We start from the raw sequence: 16461 nt of genomic DNA on the forward strand, positions 1-16461 counted from the left end.
CCCAATCATGAAATAATCTCTTTTGAAAAGGTTTCTATTTCTTAGAGTCGGTGACTATCAAGGATTAAATCCTGTCCACAAAATCCCCGTCCCGACGCGGAACGGTTGGAAAAGACAAAGTTCGCGAAGACTTTTGCGGCGCAAATCCGGCAAATCCGGATTCGCGCTTTTGAATCAAAGAGATTCGCGAGGCGCCTGAAAGTCCCTTCCTGTGGACAGCTTGTGGACAAGCGCGACACTATGACGTGGCCATGAGTCTTGTCCACAGCATCGGGTAATCCGTTTCCCGCTGTTTGCCGATTGTGGAAAAACCGGCACTTATCCTCTTGCCTCCGTGGCCCTCCCGTTTTTAGCTCACGCTTGTCCCGGGTCATCAACAGGGGCCGGAGGATATTGTGGAAAGCACCAAAAACTACTTTCATCTGCACCTCATTTCGGACTCGACGGGCGAGACTCTCATTGCTGCCGGGCGGGCCGCCGCGGCACAGTTCCAGTCTTCCCAGGCGCTGGAGCACGTCTATCCCTTGGTGCGCAATCGCAAGCAGCTGATGCCGGTGCTCGATGCCATCGACGGGGCGCCGGGCATCGTGCTCTATACGGTCGTCGACCGGGAACTGTCGGAGATCATCGACCAGCGCTGCCGCGAAATGGGGGTGCCATGCGTTTCCGTGCTGGAGCCGGTGATCGAGATCTTCCAGTCCTATCTCGGCGCCCCCTCGCGCCGGCGGGTCGGGGCGCAGCATGTGATGAACGCGGAATATTTCGCGCGCATCGAGGCGCTGAATTTCACGATGGATCATGACGACGGCCAGTTGCCGGCCGATCTCGACGAGGCGGATGTCATCCTTATCGGCATCAGCCGCACCTCGAAGACGCCGACCAGCATCTATCTCGCCAATCGCGGCATCAAGACCGCCAATGTGCCCATCGTGCTCGGCGTGCCGCTGCCGGAACGGCTGTCGGCGGCGACGAAACCGCTGATCGTCGGCCTCATCGCCACGACCGACCGCATCGCCCAGGTCCGGCAGAACCGGATATTGGGTCAGACACAGGAGTTTCGCGGCGACGACTATATCGACAGGGCACAGATTTCCGAGGAGCTGAAATATGCCCGCGCCATCTGCGCGCGTAACAACTGGCCGGTGATCGATGTCACCCGCCGCTCCATCGAGGAAACGGCCGCCGCCATCGTTGCTCTTCGCCCCAAGCTTCGTTAACCCGGAAGGCAACAGGAGATTTTCATGACGCCGCTGATCCTTGCCTCGCAAAGCCCCTTCCGCCGCATGCTGATGGAAAATGCCGGCCTTGCCTTCGAAGCGCGCGCGGCGGAGATCGACGAGCGCGCGGCCGAAGCGGCGCTCGCCGCGCGCAATCCCACCCCGCCGGACGTTGCCGAGGCGTTGGCGATCGAGAAGGCGAAGGATGTGGCAGGCCGCAATCCGGGCGCACTCGTCATCGGTTCGGACCAGACCCTCTCGCTTGAGGGCCGGGTGTTTCACAAGCCGGCCGACATGGCGGAAGCGAAATCCCACCTCATGGCGATGTCGGGCCGCACCCATGCCCTGAACTGCGGCATCGCGCTGGTGCGCGACGGCGAAACTCTGTGGACCCACGTCTCCATCGCGCGGCTGACGATGCGGCCGCTTTCGGAAGGGTTCATCGACCGGCATCTTGCCCGCGTCGGCACACGCGTTCTCGCCAGCGTCGGCGCCTACCAGCTGGAGGGGGAGGGCGTGCAGCTCTTCGAGCGGATCGACGGCGACTATTTCACCATTCTCGGCCTGCCGCTTCTTCCGCTGCTGGCTAAACTTCGCGATCTCGGTGCCATCGATGCATGATTCACGTGAAACATCCGCCCGCCATGCCTTCGTCACCGGCTATCCGGTCAAGCATTCGCGTTCGCCGCTGATCCATGGCCACTGGCTGGAAAAGCTGGGGCTTGCGGGATCCTATACGCGGCAGGAGGTTTCCCCTGAAGATTTCGCCGGCTTCATTTCTCGCCTGAAGAGCGGTGAATCCGGCTTCGTCGGCGGCAATGTCACCATCCCCCACAAGGAAACGGCCTACAGGCTGGCCGACCGGCCGGATGCCCTCAGCGAGGAGCTCGGCGCGTCGAACACCCTCTGGCTGGAAGGCGGCCGGCTTTGCGCCACCAATACCGACGGCTACGGCTTCCTCGCCAATCTCGACGCGGCGGCGCCCGGCTGGAACCGGACGGACCGGGCCGTGATCCTCGGGGCAGGGGGGGCGAGCCGCGCGATCATCCAGGCCGTGCGCGATCGCGGCGTCGGCGAGATCCATGTGGTGAACCGCACCGTCGCCCGCGCGCAGGAACTGGCCGACCGCTTCGGGCCGAAGGTGCATGCCCATGGCATGGAAGCCCTTGCCGAAGTCACGAAGGAAGCCGGCCTCTTCGTCAACACCACCTCGCTCGGCATGGACGGCGAGGCGGCGCCGGACTTCGATTTCTCGCCGCTCGCAAGCGATGCGGTGGTCACGGACATAGTCTATGTGCCGTTGGTGGCGCCGATCCTTCGCCAGGCGTCCGCGCAGGGCTTTGCCACGGTCGACGGTCTCGGCATGCTCCTGCATCAGGCAGTGCCCGGTTTCGAGAAATGGTTCGGCGTCCGGCCCACGGTCGATGCCGCGCTACGTAACCTCATCCTCGCGGACATGGAGACACATTGATGATCGTTCTCGGCCTCACCGGATCGATCGGAACCGGCAAGTCGACGACGGCCGCGATGTTCCGCGATTTCGGCGTGCCGGTGCACGATGCCGATGCGACGGTGCACGATCTCTACCGCGCCGAGGCGGTGGCGCCGGTGGCCGCGCTCTTCCCGGAAGCACTGGAGAACGGCATCATCGACCGCAAGGCGCTTTCCGCCGTTCTCGCACGATCCCCGGAACGGTTCGGCGAACTGGAGGCGGTCATCCATCCGCTTGTCCGGGCACGGGAAACGGCCTTTCTCGATGCCGAGCGCCGGAATGGCGCGCCGCTCGTTCTGCTCGATATCCCGCTTCTCTATGAAACGGGCGGTGAAAAGCGGGTGGACAAGGTCGTCGTCGTCACCTGCGATCCGCAGGTTCAGCGGGAGCGCGTCCTTGCGCGGCCGGGCATGACGGAGGAGAAATTCCAGCTCATCCTCTCGCGCCAGATGCCGGATGCGGAAAAGCGGCGGCGGGCCGATTTCATCATCGATACGGGCCGGGGGCTTGATGCGGCGCGCGAACAGGTGGAAGAGATAATCGCAAAACTGACGAAACGGCGGGACTGATGCGCGAGATCATCTTCGATACGGAAACGACCGGCCTCGACAATAAGCTCGACCGTGTCATCGAAATCGGCGGCGTGGAGCTGGAGAACCATTTCCCGACCGGCCGCACGCTGCACATCTTCATCAATCCCGGCGACCGCAAGGTCCATCCGGACGCGCTTGCCGTCCACGGCATCACCGATGAATTCCTGCAGGACAAGCGCCCCTTTGCCGAGGTCGCGCAGGAGATCGTTGAATTCTTCGGCGATGCCCGCTGGGTGGCGCACAATGCCAATTTCGACATGGGCTTCATCAATGCCGAGTTCGACCGGATCGGCCTGCCGCCCGTTTCCTCCGACCGGGTGACCGATACGCTGGCGCTCGCCCGCCGCAAGCATCCGATGGGTCCGAACTCGCTCGATGCGCTGTGCCGGCGCTACGGCATCGACAATTCGCACCGCACCAAGCACGGCGCGCTTCTCGACTCCGAGCTGCTGGCCGAAGTCTATATCGAGATGATCGGCGGCCGGCAGGCGGCGCTCGGCCTCGGCTCGGCTGAGATGGGCCGCCAGACGCTGGTCGATGCGGAAGACGAGGTCGTCCTTCCGCTCGGCGTGCGCCCGCGTCCCCTTCCGCCGCGCATTTCGGAAGAAGAGCGCGCGGCCCATGCGGCCATGGTGGAGACGATGGGCGCCAAGGCGATCTGGGCGAAATACGGCGCCTGAATCCGGCTCACGATCTTCAGAAACAAAAACGCCCGGCCGCATCGCAGCCGGGCGTTTCGTTCAGAGGGAATGGCGGCCTTAGTTGGCCTGGACCTTCGCCTTGACCTGTTCTTCGGCCATGCGCTGGGCGAACATCTGCGCGAAATCGATCGGATCGATCATCAGCGGCGGGAAGCCGCCGTTGCGGGTGGCGTCGGCGATGATCTGGCGGGCGAAGGGGAAGAGCAGGCGCGGGCACTCGATGAAGAGAACCGGCAACATGTGCTCCTGCGGGAAGCCCGTGATGCGGAAGACGCCGCCATAGGCGAGTTCGGCATTGAACAGCACCTTGTCGCCGTCCTTGGCTTCCGCGTTCAGCGAAAGGATGACGTCGAAGTCCGATTCGGCGAGCGGGTTGGCATTGACGTTGACGCTGATATTGATCGCCGGCGCCTTGTCACGGGCCTGCAGCGAACGCGGAGCACCCGGGTTCTCGAAGGAGAAGTCCTTCACATACTGCGCCAGAATGTTGAGCGAGGGGCTCGCGGCGTTGTTGTCGGTGACTGCGTCGGTCATGGGAGTATCCTCGGGACTCTGGAAAGTCAGGCCATCTAGCATTTCGGCAAAAGGCTTACAACCCTGGGCTCAGCGCGGTTCGTCGCGATGGAAGTCGCCTTCGTCGAGGTCGATCGTGCGGCGCGGTCCCGTCTCGGGGCGTGGGCTTGGGCCCGTTCCGCCGATATCGACCACAACGACATTGCGGATCAGCCGGTTCCAGAGAAAATTGCGCACCGGCGGCAGGAAGAGCGCAAGGCCGAGAATGTCGGTGAGGAAGCCTGGAATGAAGAGCAGGATCCCGGCGATCATGATCATCGCCGCATCGAGCACCTCCTTGCCGGGCGCGCGGCCTTCCTGGCCGGATTGCCGGAGCCGGGCGATGACGCCGAAGCCCTGCACCCGCATCAGCACGATGCCGGCGACGGCCGAGAGCACGACCAGCGACAGGGTAGGGAAGAGACCGATCCGCCGCCCGACGAGGATGAAACAGGCGATTTCCGCCAGCGGCAGCAGAAGAAGGACAAGGGGAATGAGACGTCGCGACATGGTGTCCAATCTCGCACAGATTCTCCCGGGCCGATACCGTGGCCTGCATATCCGCGCGTCTTCGCCGCATTCACGTCATAGCCATTTGAATGATCCGTCTTTGCGGACTATATGGAAAAGGAATAAAAAATAGGAACCGGCAGCGGATCGATAATGGGCTCATTCGACTTTGTAACGATTTTCTTCCTCGTGGCTGCGGTGGTCATCTTCCTGCAATTGCGCAGCGTGCTTGGCCGCCGCACCGGCAGCGAGCGTCCGCCCTTCGACCCCTATTCGAAGCGCGAGACCGTGGGCGAGACTGATTCGCCCGACCGCGGCAAGGTCGTCACGCTGCCGCGCCGCGATGCCGACGAGGAGGAAAATCCCTTTGCCGCCGTCGACGGCTTCGCCGCGCCGGGCACCCCCCTCAACGATCAGCTGCGTGCCCTCGTCAAGACGGACCCCGCCTTCAACCCGAAGGAATTCGTCGCCGGCGCCCGCATGGCCTACGAGATGATCGTCGTCGCCTTTGCCGACGGCGACCGCAAGACGCTGAAGAACCTCCTGTCACGCGAGGTCTTCGAGGGCTTTGACGCCGCCATCTCCGAGCGCGAGGCCAAGGGCGAGGTCGTGCGCTCCAGCTTCGTCGGCATCGAGAAGGCCGACATCGTCTCCGCCGAGGTCAAGGACAGCGAGGCCAACATCACGCTGCGCATCGTCAGCCAGCTGATTTCCGCCACCTATGACAAGGCCGGCGCGCTGGTCGAGGGCGACGCGGAAACGGTGGCCGAGGTCAACGACCTGTGGACCTTCGCCCGCGACATCCGATCGCGCGACCCGAACTGGAAGCTGATCGCAACCGAGTCGGAAGGCTGAGCGAGGCTCCAATGGATTACCGTCTGGTCCCGGCCCGGTTTTCGGCGCTTCCCGGCTGGGACGAGGACGATCCGACCCCCTTGCTTGCGGCCATGGGCCGCTGCCGCGATCATATCCGCACTGTAAAGCCCTACAAGACAGGCTCGCTTGGCATCACCGCCGGCGAGCTTCTGGCGCTTCTGGACGCTGCCGCGGATGAAAAGCCCGAGGGCGCTGCCGCCGTGCGCGCCTTCTTCGAAGCCCATTGCGTGCCCTTCCGCATCGAGAAGGCGGATGGCACTGCCGGCTTCGTCACGGCCTTCTACGAGCCCGAGGTCGCCGTGAAGGCCGAGCCGGATGCCGACTATCGCTATCCCTTCTACCGCCGGCCCGATGATCTGGTCGACATCGACGACGCCAATCGCCCCGCCGGCTTCCCCGAGGGCTACGCCTTCGGCCTTGCGAAGGACGGCGCCGTCGTCGAGCATCCAGACCGCGGCGAGATCGAGCGCGGCTGTCTGAAGGGCCGCGGGCTGGAAATCGCCTATGCACGCTCGAAGGTGGATGTGTTCTTCGCCCATGTTCAGGGCGCCGCGCGGCTCGTCTATCCCGACGGAGCGATGAAGCGCATCACCTATGCGGCCAAGTCCGGCCACCCGTTCTCGGCCATCGGCAAGCTCCTGATCGACCGCGGCGAGATCGACCCCGCGACCGTCTCCATGGCCTCGATCCGCGACTGGCTGGCGCGGCACGAGGACCAGGTGGACGCGGTGCTCTGGCACAATCGTTCCTTCATCTTCTTCAAGGAAGCGGCGGTGGACGATGCCGCGCTCGGCCCCATCGCCGCCGCCAAGGTACCGCTGGTCGCCGGCCGCTCGCTCGCGGTCGACCGGCTGATCCACACCTTCGGCCTGCCCTTCTTCATTACGAGCGACAGCCTCACCCATATGGACGGCGGAAAACCTTTCCGCAGGCTGATGCTGGCGCTCGACACGGGAACGGCCATCGTCGGCCCGGCGCGCGGCGATATCTTCACCGGCTCGGGCGATGCGGCGGGCGCACTCGCCGGCCATGTGCGCAATGCCGCGACCTTCCACATCCTCATCCCCAGGGCGGCGGCGGAGCGCTACCTCCATGCCGAAGGATAAGGCGCTTTCCGGCGAGGACCGCATTCTCTGGGGCAAGGTGGCGCGCAGCACGCGCGCCCTGCCGGGAAAGCTCGATGCCCTGACGGAATTCGAAGAGGCCTTCGCCGAGAAGGTGGTGGAGCAGGAACCGGAACCCGCCCCGAAGGCGGCAAAGGCCGAAAAGCCGGCGGAAGGCATCGCGCTCACCATCGGTCGCGGCAGGGAAACCCGCCATCACCCGCTGGAGCGCCCCGTCAAGCGCAAGATCGCCAAGGGCCGCCTCGCTCTCGAGGCGCGCATCGACCTGCACGGCATGATCCAGAGCGAGGCGCACGGCTTCCTGCTCGGCTTCCTCATCAAGGCGCATGAGCGAGGGCTGCGCCATGTCCTCGTCATCACCGGCAAGGGCACCTCGCTCGGCAGCGACGGCGCGCTGAAGCGGGCGGTGCCGCTGTGGTTCTCGCTGCCGGAGTTCCGGCCGCTGATCTCCTCCTACGAGCCGGCCGCGCGCAACCATGGCGGCGAGGGCGCGCTCTATGTCCGCCTCGCCCGCCTGCCGGGGGAAAAGCGATGACGACGCCCTTCGGCAAGGCCGTGCGGCACCTGCGTGACCGCAAGGGCGTCTCGCAGAAGGAGATGGCGCTGGCGCTCGGCGTCAGCCCGGCCTATCTCTCGGCGCTGGAGCACGGCAAGCGCGGCATGCCCAGCTTCGATTTCCTCCAGCGCGTCGCCGGCTACTTCAACGTCATCTGGGACGAGGCCGAGGAACTCTTCCGTATCGCGGAGATTTCAGACCCCCGCGTGGTGGTCGACACGGCCGGTCTTCCGCCGGAATACACGGCCTTCGCCAACCGGCTCGCGGCCGAAATCGCCGGCCTGCCGCCCGAGACCGTGCGCCGCCTTGCCGGCATTCTCGAAAAAGCATGCAATTCACGGGTAAAACCGGGGTGATCCCCTGATTTCTGCCGTGTTTGGCCGCTCTCTGGTTTGGAACTTGGGGTCAAAATCCCTATATTCAATGACTTGGAAAGCGGTGATTCGCCGCGCTCCCGCCGACCCGCGAAACCTTTGGCGCGAAACCTCTGGAAAGACGCTTGAATGACTGACACACCCGAGACCGAAAACGGCCCGGCCGAGTATGGCGCAGATTCGATCAAGGTCCTCAAGGGACTCGATGCCGTGCGCAAGCGCCCGGGCATGTATATCGGCGACACCGACGACGGCTCGGGCCTGCATCACATGGTCTACGAGGTGGTCGACAACGCCATCGACGAGGCGCTGGCCGGCCATGCCGACATCGTGACGGTGACGCTCAACGCGGACGGCTCGGTGACGGTGACGGACAACGGCCGCGGCATCCCGACCGACATCCACAAGGAAGAGGGCGTCTCGGCGGCCGAGGTCATCATGACCCAGCTCCATGCCGGCGGCAAATTCGACCAGAACTCCTACAAGGTTTCCGGCGGTCTGCATGGCGTGGGCGTTTCCGTGGTGAACGCGCTTTCCGTCTCGCTGAAGCTGAAGATCCGCCGCTCCGGCAAGATCCACGAGATGAGCTTCACCCATGGCGTTGCCGACGGCCCGCTGAAGGTAACGGGCGAGGCCGGCGACGAGACGGGCACGGAAGTCACCTTCCTGCCGTCGCCCCAGACCTTCTCGAACATCGAGTTCAACTATTCGACGCTGGAACACCGCCTGCGCGAGCTCGCCTTCCTCAATTCCGGCGTGCGCATTCTCCTCACCGACCGCCGCCATTCGGACGTCAAACAGGACGAGCTGATGTACGAGGGCGGCCTCGAAGCCTTCGTCATCTATCTCGACCGCGCCAAGAAGCCGCTGGTCGACAAGCCGATTGCCATCAGGGGCGAGAAGGACGGCATCACCGTCGAAGTCGCCATGTGGTGGAACGACAGCTACCACGAGAACGTGCTCTGCTTCACCAACAACATCCCGCAGCGCGACGGCGGCACGCATATGGCCGGCTTCCGCGGCGCGCTGACCCGCCAGGTCGTCTCCTATGCCGAAGGCTCCGGCATCATGAAGAAGGAGAAGGTCACGCTGACGGGCGATGACTGCCGCGAGGGCCTGACCGCCGTTCTCTCCGTGAAGGTGCCGGATCCGAAATTCTCCTCGCAGACCAAGGACAAGCTGGTTTCCTCGGAAGTCCGCCCGGTCGTTGAAAGCCTCGTCAACGAGGCGCTGAGCATCTGGATGGAAGAGCATCCGACCGATGCGAAGACGCTGATCGGCAAGGTGGTCGAGGCCGCCGCCGCCCGCGAAGCCGCCCGCAAGGCGCGCGAGCTGACGCGGCGCAAGGGTGCGCTCGACATCTCGTCGCTGCCCGGCAAGCTCGCCGACTGCTCCGAGCGCGATCCGGCGAAGTCCGAGCTCTTCCTCGTCGAGGGCGATTCGGCCGGCGGCTCCGCCAAGCAGGGCCGTTCGCGCGAGAACCAGGCCATCCTCCCGCTGCGCGGCAAGATCCTCAACGTCGAGCGCGCGCGCTTCGACAAGATGCTGTCGAGCCAGGAAATCGGCACGCTGATCACCGCGCTCGGCACCTCCATCGGCAAGGACGAGTTCAACGCCGACAAGCTGCGCTACCACAAGATCATCATCATGACGGACGCCGACGTCGACGGCGCCCATATCCGCACCCTGCTGCTCACCTTCTTCTTCCGCCAGATGCCGGAGCTGATCGAGCGCGGCCATCTCTATATCGCCCAGCCGCCGCTCTATAAGGTGGCGCGCGGCAAGTCCGGCCAGTACCTGAAGAACGAAAAGGCGCTGGAGGATTACCTGATCGGCTCCGGTCTCGACGACGCGGCGCTGGAGCTTTCCTCCGGCGAAGTGCGCGCCGGCCAGGATATCCTGGAACTCATCCAGGACGCGCTGCGCCTGCGCGCGCTGCTCGACGGCCTGCATTCGCGCTACAACCGTGCCATCGTCGAACAGGCGGCGATCGCCGGTGCACTGAACCTCGAGCTCAGCCATGACCGCGATGCCTATGCCGCGAAGGCTCAGGATGTCGCCCGCCGTCTCGACCTCATCGCCGAGGAGACGGAACGCGGCTGGGAAGGCTCCGTCGCCTCCGACGGGGGCCTGCGCTTCGAGCGCATGGTGCGTGGCGTCAAGGAATTCGCCCATCTCGACATGGCGCTGATCGGCTCGTCCGACGCGCGTCATATCGACCAGCTCTCGGCCCGCCTGAAGGAGACCTACATGGTGCCGCCGGTGCTGCGCCGAAAGGACGGGCAGGTCGAGATTTCCGGCCCGCGCGCCCTGCTCGACGCGATCTTCGCCGCCGGCCGCAAGGGCCTTTCCATGCAGCGCTACAAGGGCCTCGGCGAGATGAACGCCGAGCAGCTCTGGGAAACGACGCTCGATCCGAACGTCCGCTCGCTGCTGCAGGTGAAGGTCAACGATGCGACCGATGCCGACGGCCTCTTCGCCCGCCTGATGGGCGACGAGGTAGAGCCGCGGCGCGACTTCATCCAGGAAAACGCCCTCAGCGTCGCCAATCTCGACATCTGATCAGGAAAGCCGCCGAAAGGCGGCTTTCTTCTTGTCTACGCCGGTCTGAACCGACGCTCGCCTCCGCCTTCACTTCGCACCGCCCTCTCCGCCGTCATGGCCGGGCCCGACCCGACCATCCACGTCCGGGGCGGTTTGATCCTCGGGCAAGCCCGAGGATGGCGTGGTGGGCCCTGCCGCAGAAAAGGCGGGAAGACGCCCGTCACTCAGCCCGTGAACCGACCTTCCGAGACGAATTCCGCCACCGGCTTGCGCGTGCTCGGCACTTCGCGTTTCATCAGGTCGTCCGGCAGCGTCTCCTTCGGCGCGATCCTGCCGATGGCGACAGCCGCCTCGACGCGGAAGCCCTCGGGAATGCCGAGAACTTCCATCGCCTTCGCGCGGTCGATGCCGCCCATGCCGTGGGCATGGTAGCCGGCATGGGTCGCCTGCAGGGCGAGATAGGCCCAGGCCGCGCCGGTGTCGAAGGCGTGGGTATAGGCCGGGCGCATCTCGCCGTCGGCGCCCTTGCGGTGGGTCTGCGAGACGATGACCACAAGCACAGAGGCCTTGTCCGCCCAGCGCCGGTTGCCTTCGTCCAGCGTGCTGTAGATCGCGTCGAAGGCCGCGCTGCCGCGGTGGCCGTAGATGAAGCGCCAGGGCTGGCCGTTGGCGGCCGACGGTGCCCAGCGCGCCGCCTCGAACAGCGAAAGCAGCGTCTCGTGCGGCATGGTCTCGCCGGTGAAGGCGCGGGGCGACCAGCGGTCGAGGAAGACGGGGTCGATGGCATGGTCCGCGGTGCGGCCGGTGGAATGGGTCATTGCAAAGCCTCGAATGTTCAAATCAGCGGCTTGAACCTAAAGCAGTCCGACCCGTTGCGCAGCGTTTTTGCGACGGCAAGCACATGAAATAAGCCGGCGGATTGGAAACGTGCCGATGGCCGGCCGGAGGTGAAAATCCCGTCCCGTCGCATTGTCGAAACCGGGTGGGACGCAATATAACCGTTGCGACACGTCAGACGGCATCGCGAAATGGGAGATATCCGATGAGCCTCAAAGACCCGAGCCTGCTTCGCCAGGCAGCCCTTGTCGGCACGCGCTGGATCGAAGCGGATGCGAGCGGCATCGCGGTGAAGAATCCGGCGACGGGCGAGCTCGTCGGCCATGTGCCGAAGCTCGGCGCCAAGGAGACGAAGGAAGCGATCGACGCGGCGGCAGAGGCCCAGAAGGCCTGGGCCGCCCGCACCGCCAAGGAACGCTCGGCCGTGCTGCGCAAGTGGTTCGACCTGATGATCGAGAACAAGGACGATCTCGGCCGCATCCTGACGATGGAGCAGGGCAAGCCGCTCGCCGAAGCCACCGGCGAGATCGTCTATGGCGCCAGCTTCGTCGAATGGTTCGCCGAGGAGGCCCGCCGCGTCTATGGCGACATCATGCCCGGCCACCAGAAGGACAAGCGCATCCTCGTGATGAAGCAGCCGATCGGTGTCGTCGCGGCGATCACGCCCTGGAACTTCCCCAACGCCATGATCACCCGCAAGGCCGGCCCCGCCTTTGCCGCCGGCTGCGCCATGGTGCTGAAGCCCGCCTCGCAGACGCCCTTCTCGGCGATCGCCCTTGCGATCCTTGCCGAGCGCGCCGGCCTTCCCGCCGGCCTCTTCTCCGTCATCACCGGCTCGGCGCGCGAGATCGGCGCCGAGATGACCGCCAACCCGACCATCCGCAAGCTCACCTTCACCGGCTCGACGGAAATCGGCGCCGAGCTCTACAAGCAGTGCGCGCCGACCATCAAGAAGCTCGGCCTGGAGCTCGGCGGCAACGCGCCTTTCATCGTCTTCGACGACGCCGATCTCGATGCGGCGGTCGAAGGCGCGCTGATCGCCAAGTTCCGCAACAACGGCCAGACCTGCGTGTGCGCTAACCGGCTCTATGTGCAGGACGCCGTCTATGACGCCTTCTCCGAAAAGCTCGCTGCCGCCGTCGGCAGGCTGAAGACCGGCAACGGCTTCGACGAGGGCGTGGTGCTCGGTCCGCTGATCGACAATGCCGCGCTGGAAAAGGTCGAGGAACATGTCGCCGACGCCGTGAAGAAAGGCGGCCGGGTCGTGCAGGGCGGCAAGCGCCATGCGCTCGGCGGCACCTTCTACGAGGCGACCGTCCTTGCCGACGTGACGCCGGACATGGCGGTTGCGCGCGAAGAGACCTTCGGCCCCGTCGCCCCGCTCTTCCGCTTCACGGACGAGGACGATGTCATCGCGCAGGCCAACGACACGGAATTCGGCCTCGCCTCTTATTTCTACGCCAAGGACCTGTCGCGCGTCTTCCGCGTCGCCGAGGCGCTGGAATACGGCATGGTCGGCGTCAATACCGGCCTCATCTCGACGGCGGAGGCGCCGTTCGGCGGCGTCAAGCTCTCCGGCCTCGGCCGCGAGGGCTCGAAATACGGCATCGAGGAGTTCACCGAGATGAAATATGTCTGCCTCGGCGGCATCGGCTGAAAATAGCCCCCATCCTGTTTTCCGGCCGGCATCGTCCGGCCGGTTTGGTTTTTGAAGAGGAAAATATCGTGGCAGCACCGAAAAACGCCTTCAAGGCCGCGCTTCGCGAAGGCCGGTTCCAGCTTGGCCTGTGGGCGGCGCTCGGCAGTCCCTATGCGGCGGAGATCCTTTCCACCAGCGGCTACGACTGGCTGCTGATCGACGGCGAGCACGGCCCGAACGACATGCCGATGATCAGCGCGCAGATCGGCGCGCTGCGCCATTCGCCGACCCATGCCATGGTACGCCCGCCGATGGGCGAGGCCTGGCTGCTCAAGCAGCTCCTCGACCAGGGCGCCCAGACCTTCCTCATCCCCATGGTCGAATCGGCCGAGCAGGCCAAGGCGCTGGTGCGCGCCCTGCGCTATCCGCCGCACGGCATCCGCGGCGTCGGCGCCGGCCTCGGCCGCGCCAGCGATTTCAACCGCACGCCCGATTATCTGGCGACGGCCAATGACGAGATCTGCCTGATCGTGCAGGTGGAAAGCCGCGCGGGCTTTGCCGCCATCGACGATATCGCCGCGGTCGAAGGGGTCGATGGCGTCTTCATCGGTCCTTCCGACCTTGCCGCGGATATGGGCCTCCTCGGCGATCCCGGCGCGCCGGAAGTGCTGGCGACGATCGGCAAGATCTTCGAGCGCACCAAGGCCCATGGCAAGGCGCGCGGCATCATGACGGTCTCGCTCCAGCAGGCGGAGGTCTACCGGGATCTCGGCGCGGACTTCATGGCGATCGGCACCGACGTCAATTGCCTCGTCTCGGCCGTCGAGACCCTACGCCGCACGTTCCTCGGCGAGACCGTGACGGAAAAGCGCGGCGGCGGTTACTGACGCCGGGCGCGAAAAGCTTGCCGGCTGCTCCGGCGGCGGCGATTGACGGCAATCCGTCCATTGCCGATAAAGACGAAACAAGCCGGCGGGAGGACGCCGGCCGGGAGGCACCATGCAGACGCGGACCATCGGCAGGACGGATCTTGCCGTGACCGAATTCGGTTTCGGCACGGCGCCGCTCGGCGGGCTCTACCGGGCCTGCCCGCGCGACGTCGCGATGGCGACGCTGGAAACCGCCTGGCAGGAAGGCCTGCGCTACTACGACACCGCCCCTTGGTACGGCTTCGGCCTTGCGGAGCGCTATGTCGGCGATTTCCTGCGCGACAAGCCGAAGGGAAGCTATGTGCTGTCGACGAAGGTCGGCCGCGTCATGCAGCCGGCCGAGGGCGACGCGCTGCCGAATTACGGCTTCGTCGATCCGCTGCCCTTCGGCGCACGCTACGATTACAGCTATGACGGCATCATGCGCTGCCTCGAGCTGAGCTATACCCGGCTCGGCCTCAACCGGATCGACATCCTCTATGTGCACGATATCGGCGTCTATACGCATGGCGCGGAGCGCAATGCGATCTATCTGCACCAGCTCCTCGATTCCGGCCTCAAGGCGCTCTCCGAGCTGAAATCCTCCGGCACCATCAAGGCCTTCGGCCTCGGCGTGAACGAGGTGCCCGTCTGCCTCGATATCCTGCGCGAGGCCGATCTCGACTGCATTCTGCTTGCCGGCCGCTACACGCTGCTCGACCGCTCCGCCGTGGAGGAGCTTCTGCCGCTCTGCGGGAAGAAGGGGACCTCGCTGGTGGTCGGCGGCGTCTTCAATTCAGGCATCCTGGCGACGGGCCCGGTCGAGGGCGCGCATTTCGACTATATGCCGGCGACGCCGGAGGTTGCGGAAAAGGTCGGCGCGATGATGGGGATCGCCGCGGAACGCGGCGTGCCGCTCGCGGCAGCAGCCCTGCAGTTTCCGCTGCGCCACCCCGCTATCGCCTCGGTCCTGCTCGGCACCGCGAAGCCGGAAAGCCTGCGCCGTAACATGGCGCTGGCGCGCATGGACCTGCCGAAGGATATTTACCCGGCTTTCGAGCCTCATACGCTGGTGGCGCCCGAGCTGGGGCTCGAGCCCGTCCGCGAATAGCATTCGATCGAGGAGGATCGAAATCCATGTTGAAAGGCATTCACCCGCTGCTCGGTCCCGATCTCCTGCATGCCATCCGCACGATGGGCCACGGAGACGACATCGTCATCGCGGACGCCAATTTCCCTTCCAGCTTTCTCGGCCCGAAGGTCATCCGGGCCGACGGCGTCGATGCGGTGGCGATCACCGAGGCCATTCTGGCGCATATGCCGCTCGACACCTTCGTACCGGAGGCCGCCTGGCGCATGGAGGTGGTGGGCGATCCGGGCGCGGTGCCGGAGGTCTGCGCGACCTTCCAGAGCCTCGTGAACCGCCTCGCCGGCGATTTCACGGTGCACGCCGTCGAGCGCTTCGCCTTCTACGAGATGGCGAAGAAGGCGGCCTATATCGTCGCCACCACGGAATTCCGCCTTTACGGCAATATCATCCTGAAGAAGGGTGTCGTGCATCCGCATGAGGTCTACCGGGTCTAACAGAACCCCTTCGACCATACTGGCAGCCGCAATGCGCCCGGAGCCGATTTCGAGCATCCGTGACGGCCGCGTCCCTCTTGACCTTGCCTGCGGGCGACGGAAAAATCCAGCCGCATCAAGGCCATCGTGCGCGTTGCGGCATAGGAAGGAATGGAATCCATGAGCAATCTTCAGGGCAGGACCGTGCTGGTGACGGCGGCGGGGCAGGGCATCGGGCGTGCTTCGGCGCTGGCCTTCCAGCGGGCGGGCGCGACGGTGATCGCCACGGACGTCAACCCCGAGACGCTCTCCAGCCTTGCGGATGAGAGCGGCATGGCAACGCGCCTCCTCAACGTTCTCGACGATGCCGCCGTTTCCGCCGTCGTCGCCGGTATCGGCCGCATCGACGTGCTCTTCAACTGCGCCGGCGTGGTGCATGGCGGCACGATCCTGGAGATGAAGGAGAACGACCTCGCCTTCGCCTGGAACCTCAACGTGCTCGCCATGGTGCGCACCATCCGCGCCGTGCTGCCGGGCATGCTGGAGCGCGGCGACGGCGCCATCGTCAACATGGCCTCGGTCGCTTCCAGCGTGAAGGGCGTGCCGAACCGCTTCGCCTACGGCGTCACCAAGGCCGCCGTCATCGGCCTTACCAAGGCGGTCGCCGCCGATTATGTCGGCAAGGGCATCCGCTGCAACGCCATCTGCCCCGGCACGGTGGAAAGCCCCTCCCTGCAGGACCGCATGCGCGCCGGGGGAGACTATGACGCCGCCCGCGCCGCCTTCATCGCCCGCCAGCCGATGGGACGGATCGGTACGCCCGAGGAGATCGCCGATCTTGCGGTGCACCTTGCCGGCGCCACCTACACGACCGGCCAGGCCTATGTCGTCGACGGCGGCTGGACCGGCTGAATCCCGTTCATTCTGGCGAAAGGTTCGCGGGCGTAGGATGCTTCCCGTGGAATGTTGCCACGC

Annotated in this window: 17 protein-coding genes and 2 pseudogenes; 16 read left to right on the forward strand and 3 right to left on the reverse strand. The window is 65.2% G+C overall.

From position 1 onward, the window contains the following. Nucleotides 1-395 precede the first annotated feature (395 nt). From ShzoTeo12_RS15930 to dnaQ, 5 genes are read left to right on the forward strand one after another with little or no spacing between them, the layout of a single operon-like run. A complete protein-coding gene (locus ShzoTeo12_RS15930) occupies nt 396-1217 on the forward strand; it encodes a pyruvate, water dikinase regulatory protein (RefSeq protein ID WP_119257947.1) in 822 nt (273 codons plus the stop codon). 24 nt (nt 1218-1241) lie between these two features. After that, complete coding sequence (locus tag ShzoTeo12_RS15935; RefSeq protein ID WP_318910363.1) at nt 1242-1838, forward strand: Maf-like protein; 597 nt, start codon at nt 1242-1244, stop codon at nt 1836-1838. Next, nucleotides 1831-2688: a shikimate dehydrogenase gene (locus ShzoTeo12_RS15940; protein ID WP_318910364.1), complete on the forward strand. Its 858-nt coding sequence runs from the start codon at nt 1831-1833 to the stop codon at nt 2686-2688. The genes ShzoTeo12_RS15935 and ShzoTeo12_RS15940 overlap by 8 nt, the downstream gene beginning before the upstream one ends. Then, complete coding sequence (gene coaE / locus ShzoTeo12_RS15945) at nt 2688-3278, forward strand: dephospho-CoA kinase (protein WP_318910366.1); 591 nt, start codon at nt 2688-2690, stop codon at nt 3276-3278. Before ShzoTeo12_RS15940 ends, coaE begins: the two co-directional genes overlap by 1 nt. Next, nucleotides 3278-3982, forward strand: coding sequence for a DNA polymerase III subunit epsilon (gene dnaQ / locus ShzoTeo12_RS15950; RefSeq protein WP_318910367.1), 705 nt, complete (start codon nt 3278-3280; stop codon nt 3980-3982). Before coaE ends, dnaQ begins: the two co-directional genes overlap by 1 nt. A 78-nt stretch (nt 3983-4060) precedes the next feature. Here the strand turns inward: dnaQ and secB are convergent, their stop codons facing one another. Both secB and ShzoTeo12_RS15960 read right to left on the reverse strand, forming a co-directional pair. After that, nucleotides 4061-4537, reverse strand: coding sequence for a protein-export chaperone SecB (gene secB, locus ShzoTeo12_RS15955; RefSeq protein ID WP_313195311.1), 477 nt, complete (start codon nt 4535-4537; stop codon nt 4061-4063). Between the two features lie 69 nt (nt 4538-4606). Next, on the reverse strand, nt 4607-5065 hold the full coding sequence (locus ShzoTeo12_RS15960; protein ID WP_318910369.1) for an FxsA family protein: 459 nt from the start codon (nt 5063-5065) through the stop codon (nt 4607-4609). 153 nt (nt 5066-5218) lie between these two features. On the opposite strand from ShzoTeo12_RS15960, the gene ShzoTeo12_RS15965 reads away from it, so the two are divergent. From ShzoTeo12_RS15965 to gyrB, 6 genes and pseudogenes are all read left to right on the forward strand, one after another. Further along, the gene (locus ShzoTeo12_RS15965; RefSeq protein ID WP_318910371.1) at nt 5219-5920 is read left to right on the forward strand and encodes a Tim44/TimA family putative adaptor protein; all 702 of its coding nucleotides are present in this window, start codon (nt 5219-5221) and stop codon (nt 5918-5920) included. A gap of 11 nt (nt 5921-5931) precedes the next feature. Further along, complete coding sequence (locus ShzoTeo12_RS15970; RefSeq protein WP_318910373.1) at nt 5932-7047, forward strand: murein transglycosylase A; 1116 nt, start codon at nt 5932-5934, stop codon at nt 7045-7047. Next, nucleotides 7034-7136 (forward strand): annotated as a pseudogene (locus ShzoTeo12_RS28270) (DNA mismatch repair protein MutS); the annotation flags it as partial. The gene ShzoTeo12_RS15970 and the pseudogene ShzoTeo12_RS28270, both read left to right, overlap by 14 nt. A gap of 119 nt (nt 7137-7255) precedes the next feature. After that, nucleotides 7256-7600 (forward strand): annotated as a pseudogene (locus ShzoTeo12_RS28275) (Smr/MutS family protein); the annotation flags it as partial. After that, nucleotides 7597-7977, forward strand: a complete 381-nt coding sequence (locus ShzoTeo12_RS15980; RefSeq protein WP_119257957.1) for a helix-turn-helix domain-containing protein — start codon at nt 7597-7599, stop codon at nt 7975-7977. The pseudogene ShzoTeo12_RS28275 and the gene ShzoTeo12_RS15980, both read left to right, overlap by 4 nt. 147 nt (nt 7978-8124) lie before the next feature. Further along, complete coding sequence (gene gyrB, locus ShzoTeo12_RS15985; protein ID WP_119257958.1) at nt 8125-10557, forward strand: DNA topoisomerase (ATP-hydrolyzing) subunit B; 2433 nt, start codon at nt 8125-8127, stop codon at nt 10555-10557. Nucleotides 10558-10763: 206 nt separating this feature from the next. On the opposite strand, the gene ShzoTeo12_RS15990 is transcribed toward gyrB, so the two are convergent. Beyond that, nucleotides 10764-11357 (reverse strand): nitroreductase family protein, encoded by a 594-nt coding sequence (locus ShzoTeo12_RS15990; protein ID WP_318910376.1) that lies wholly within the window; start codon nt 11355-11357, stop codon nt 10764-10766. A 224-nt stretch (nt 11358-11581) separates the two neighbouring features. On the opposite strand from ShzoTeo12_RS15990, the gene gabD reads away from it, so the two are divergent. From gabD to ShzoTeo12_RS16015, 5 genes are all read left to right on the forward strand, one after another. Further along, a complete protein-coding gene (gabD, locus tag ShzoTeo12_RS15995; protein ID WP_318910378.1) occupies nt 11582-13033 on the forward strand; it encodes an NADP-dependent succinate-semialdehyde dehydrogenase in 1452 nt (483 codons plus the stop codon). Nucleotides 13034-13101: 68 nt separating this feature from the next. After that, nucleotides 13102-13902 carry an HpcH/HpaI aldolase/citrate lyase family protein gene (locus ShzoTeo12_RS16000; RefSeq protein ID WP_318910379.1) on the forward strand — a complete coding sequence of 267 codons (801 nt, stop codon included), beginning with the start codon at nt 13102-13104 and terminating at the stop codon, nt 13900-13902. Nucleotides 13903-14014: 112 nt separating this feature from the next. Next, nucleotides 14015-15034, forward strand: a complete 1020-nt coding sequence (locus ShzoTeo12_RS16005) for an aldo/keto reductase (RefSeq protein WP_318910380.1) — start codon at nt 14015-14017, stop codon at nt 15032-15034. Between the two features lie 26 nt (nt 15035-15060). Beyond that, nucleotides 15061-15507 carry an RbsD/FucU family protein gene (locus ShzoTeo12_RS16010; RefSeq protein WP_313195301.1) on the forward strand — a complete coding sequence of 149 codons (447 nt, stop codon included), beginning with the start codon at nt 15061-15063 and terminating at the stop codon, nt 15505-15507. A 159-nt stretch (nt 15508-15666) separates the two neighbouring features. After that, nucleotides 15667-16398, forward strand: coding sequence for an SDR family oxidoreductase (locus ShzoTeo12_RS16015; protein ID WP_318910381.1), 732 nt, complete (start codon nt 15667-15669; stop codon nt 16396-16398). The last annotated feature ends 63 nt before the right edge of the window (nt 16399-16461 follow it).

Origin of the sequence: Shinella zoogloeoides (assembly GCF_033705735.1) — a bacterium.
Taxonomy (GTDB): domain Bacteria; phylum Pseudomonadota; class Alphaproteobacteria; order Rhizobiales; family Rhizobiaceae; genus Shinella; species Shinella zoogloeoides_A.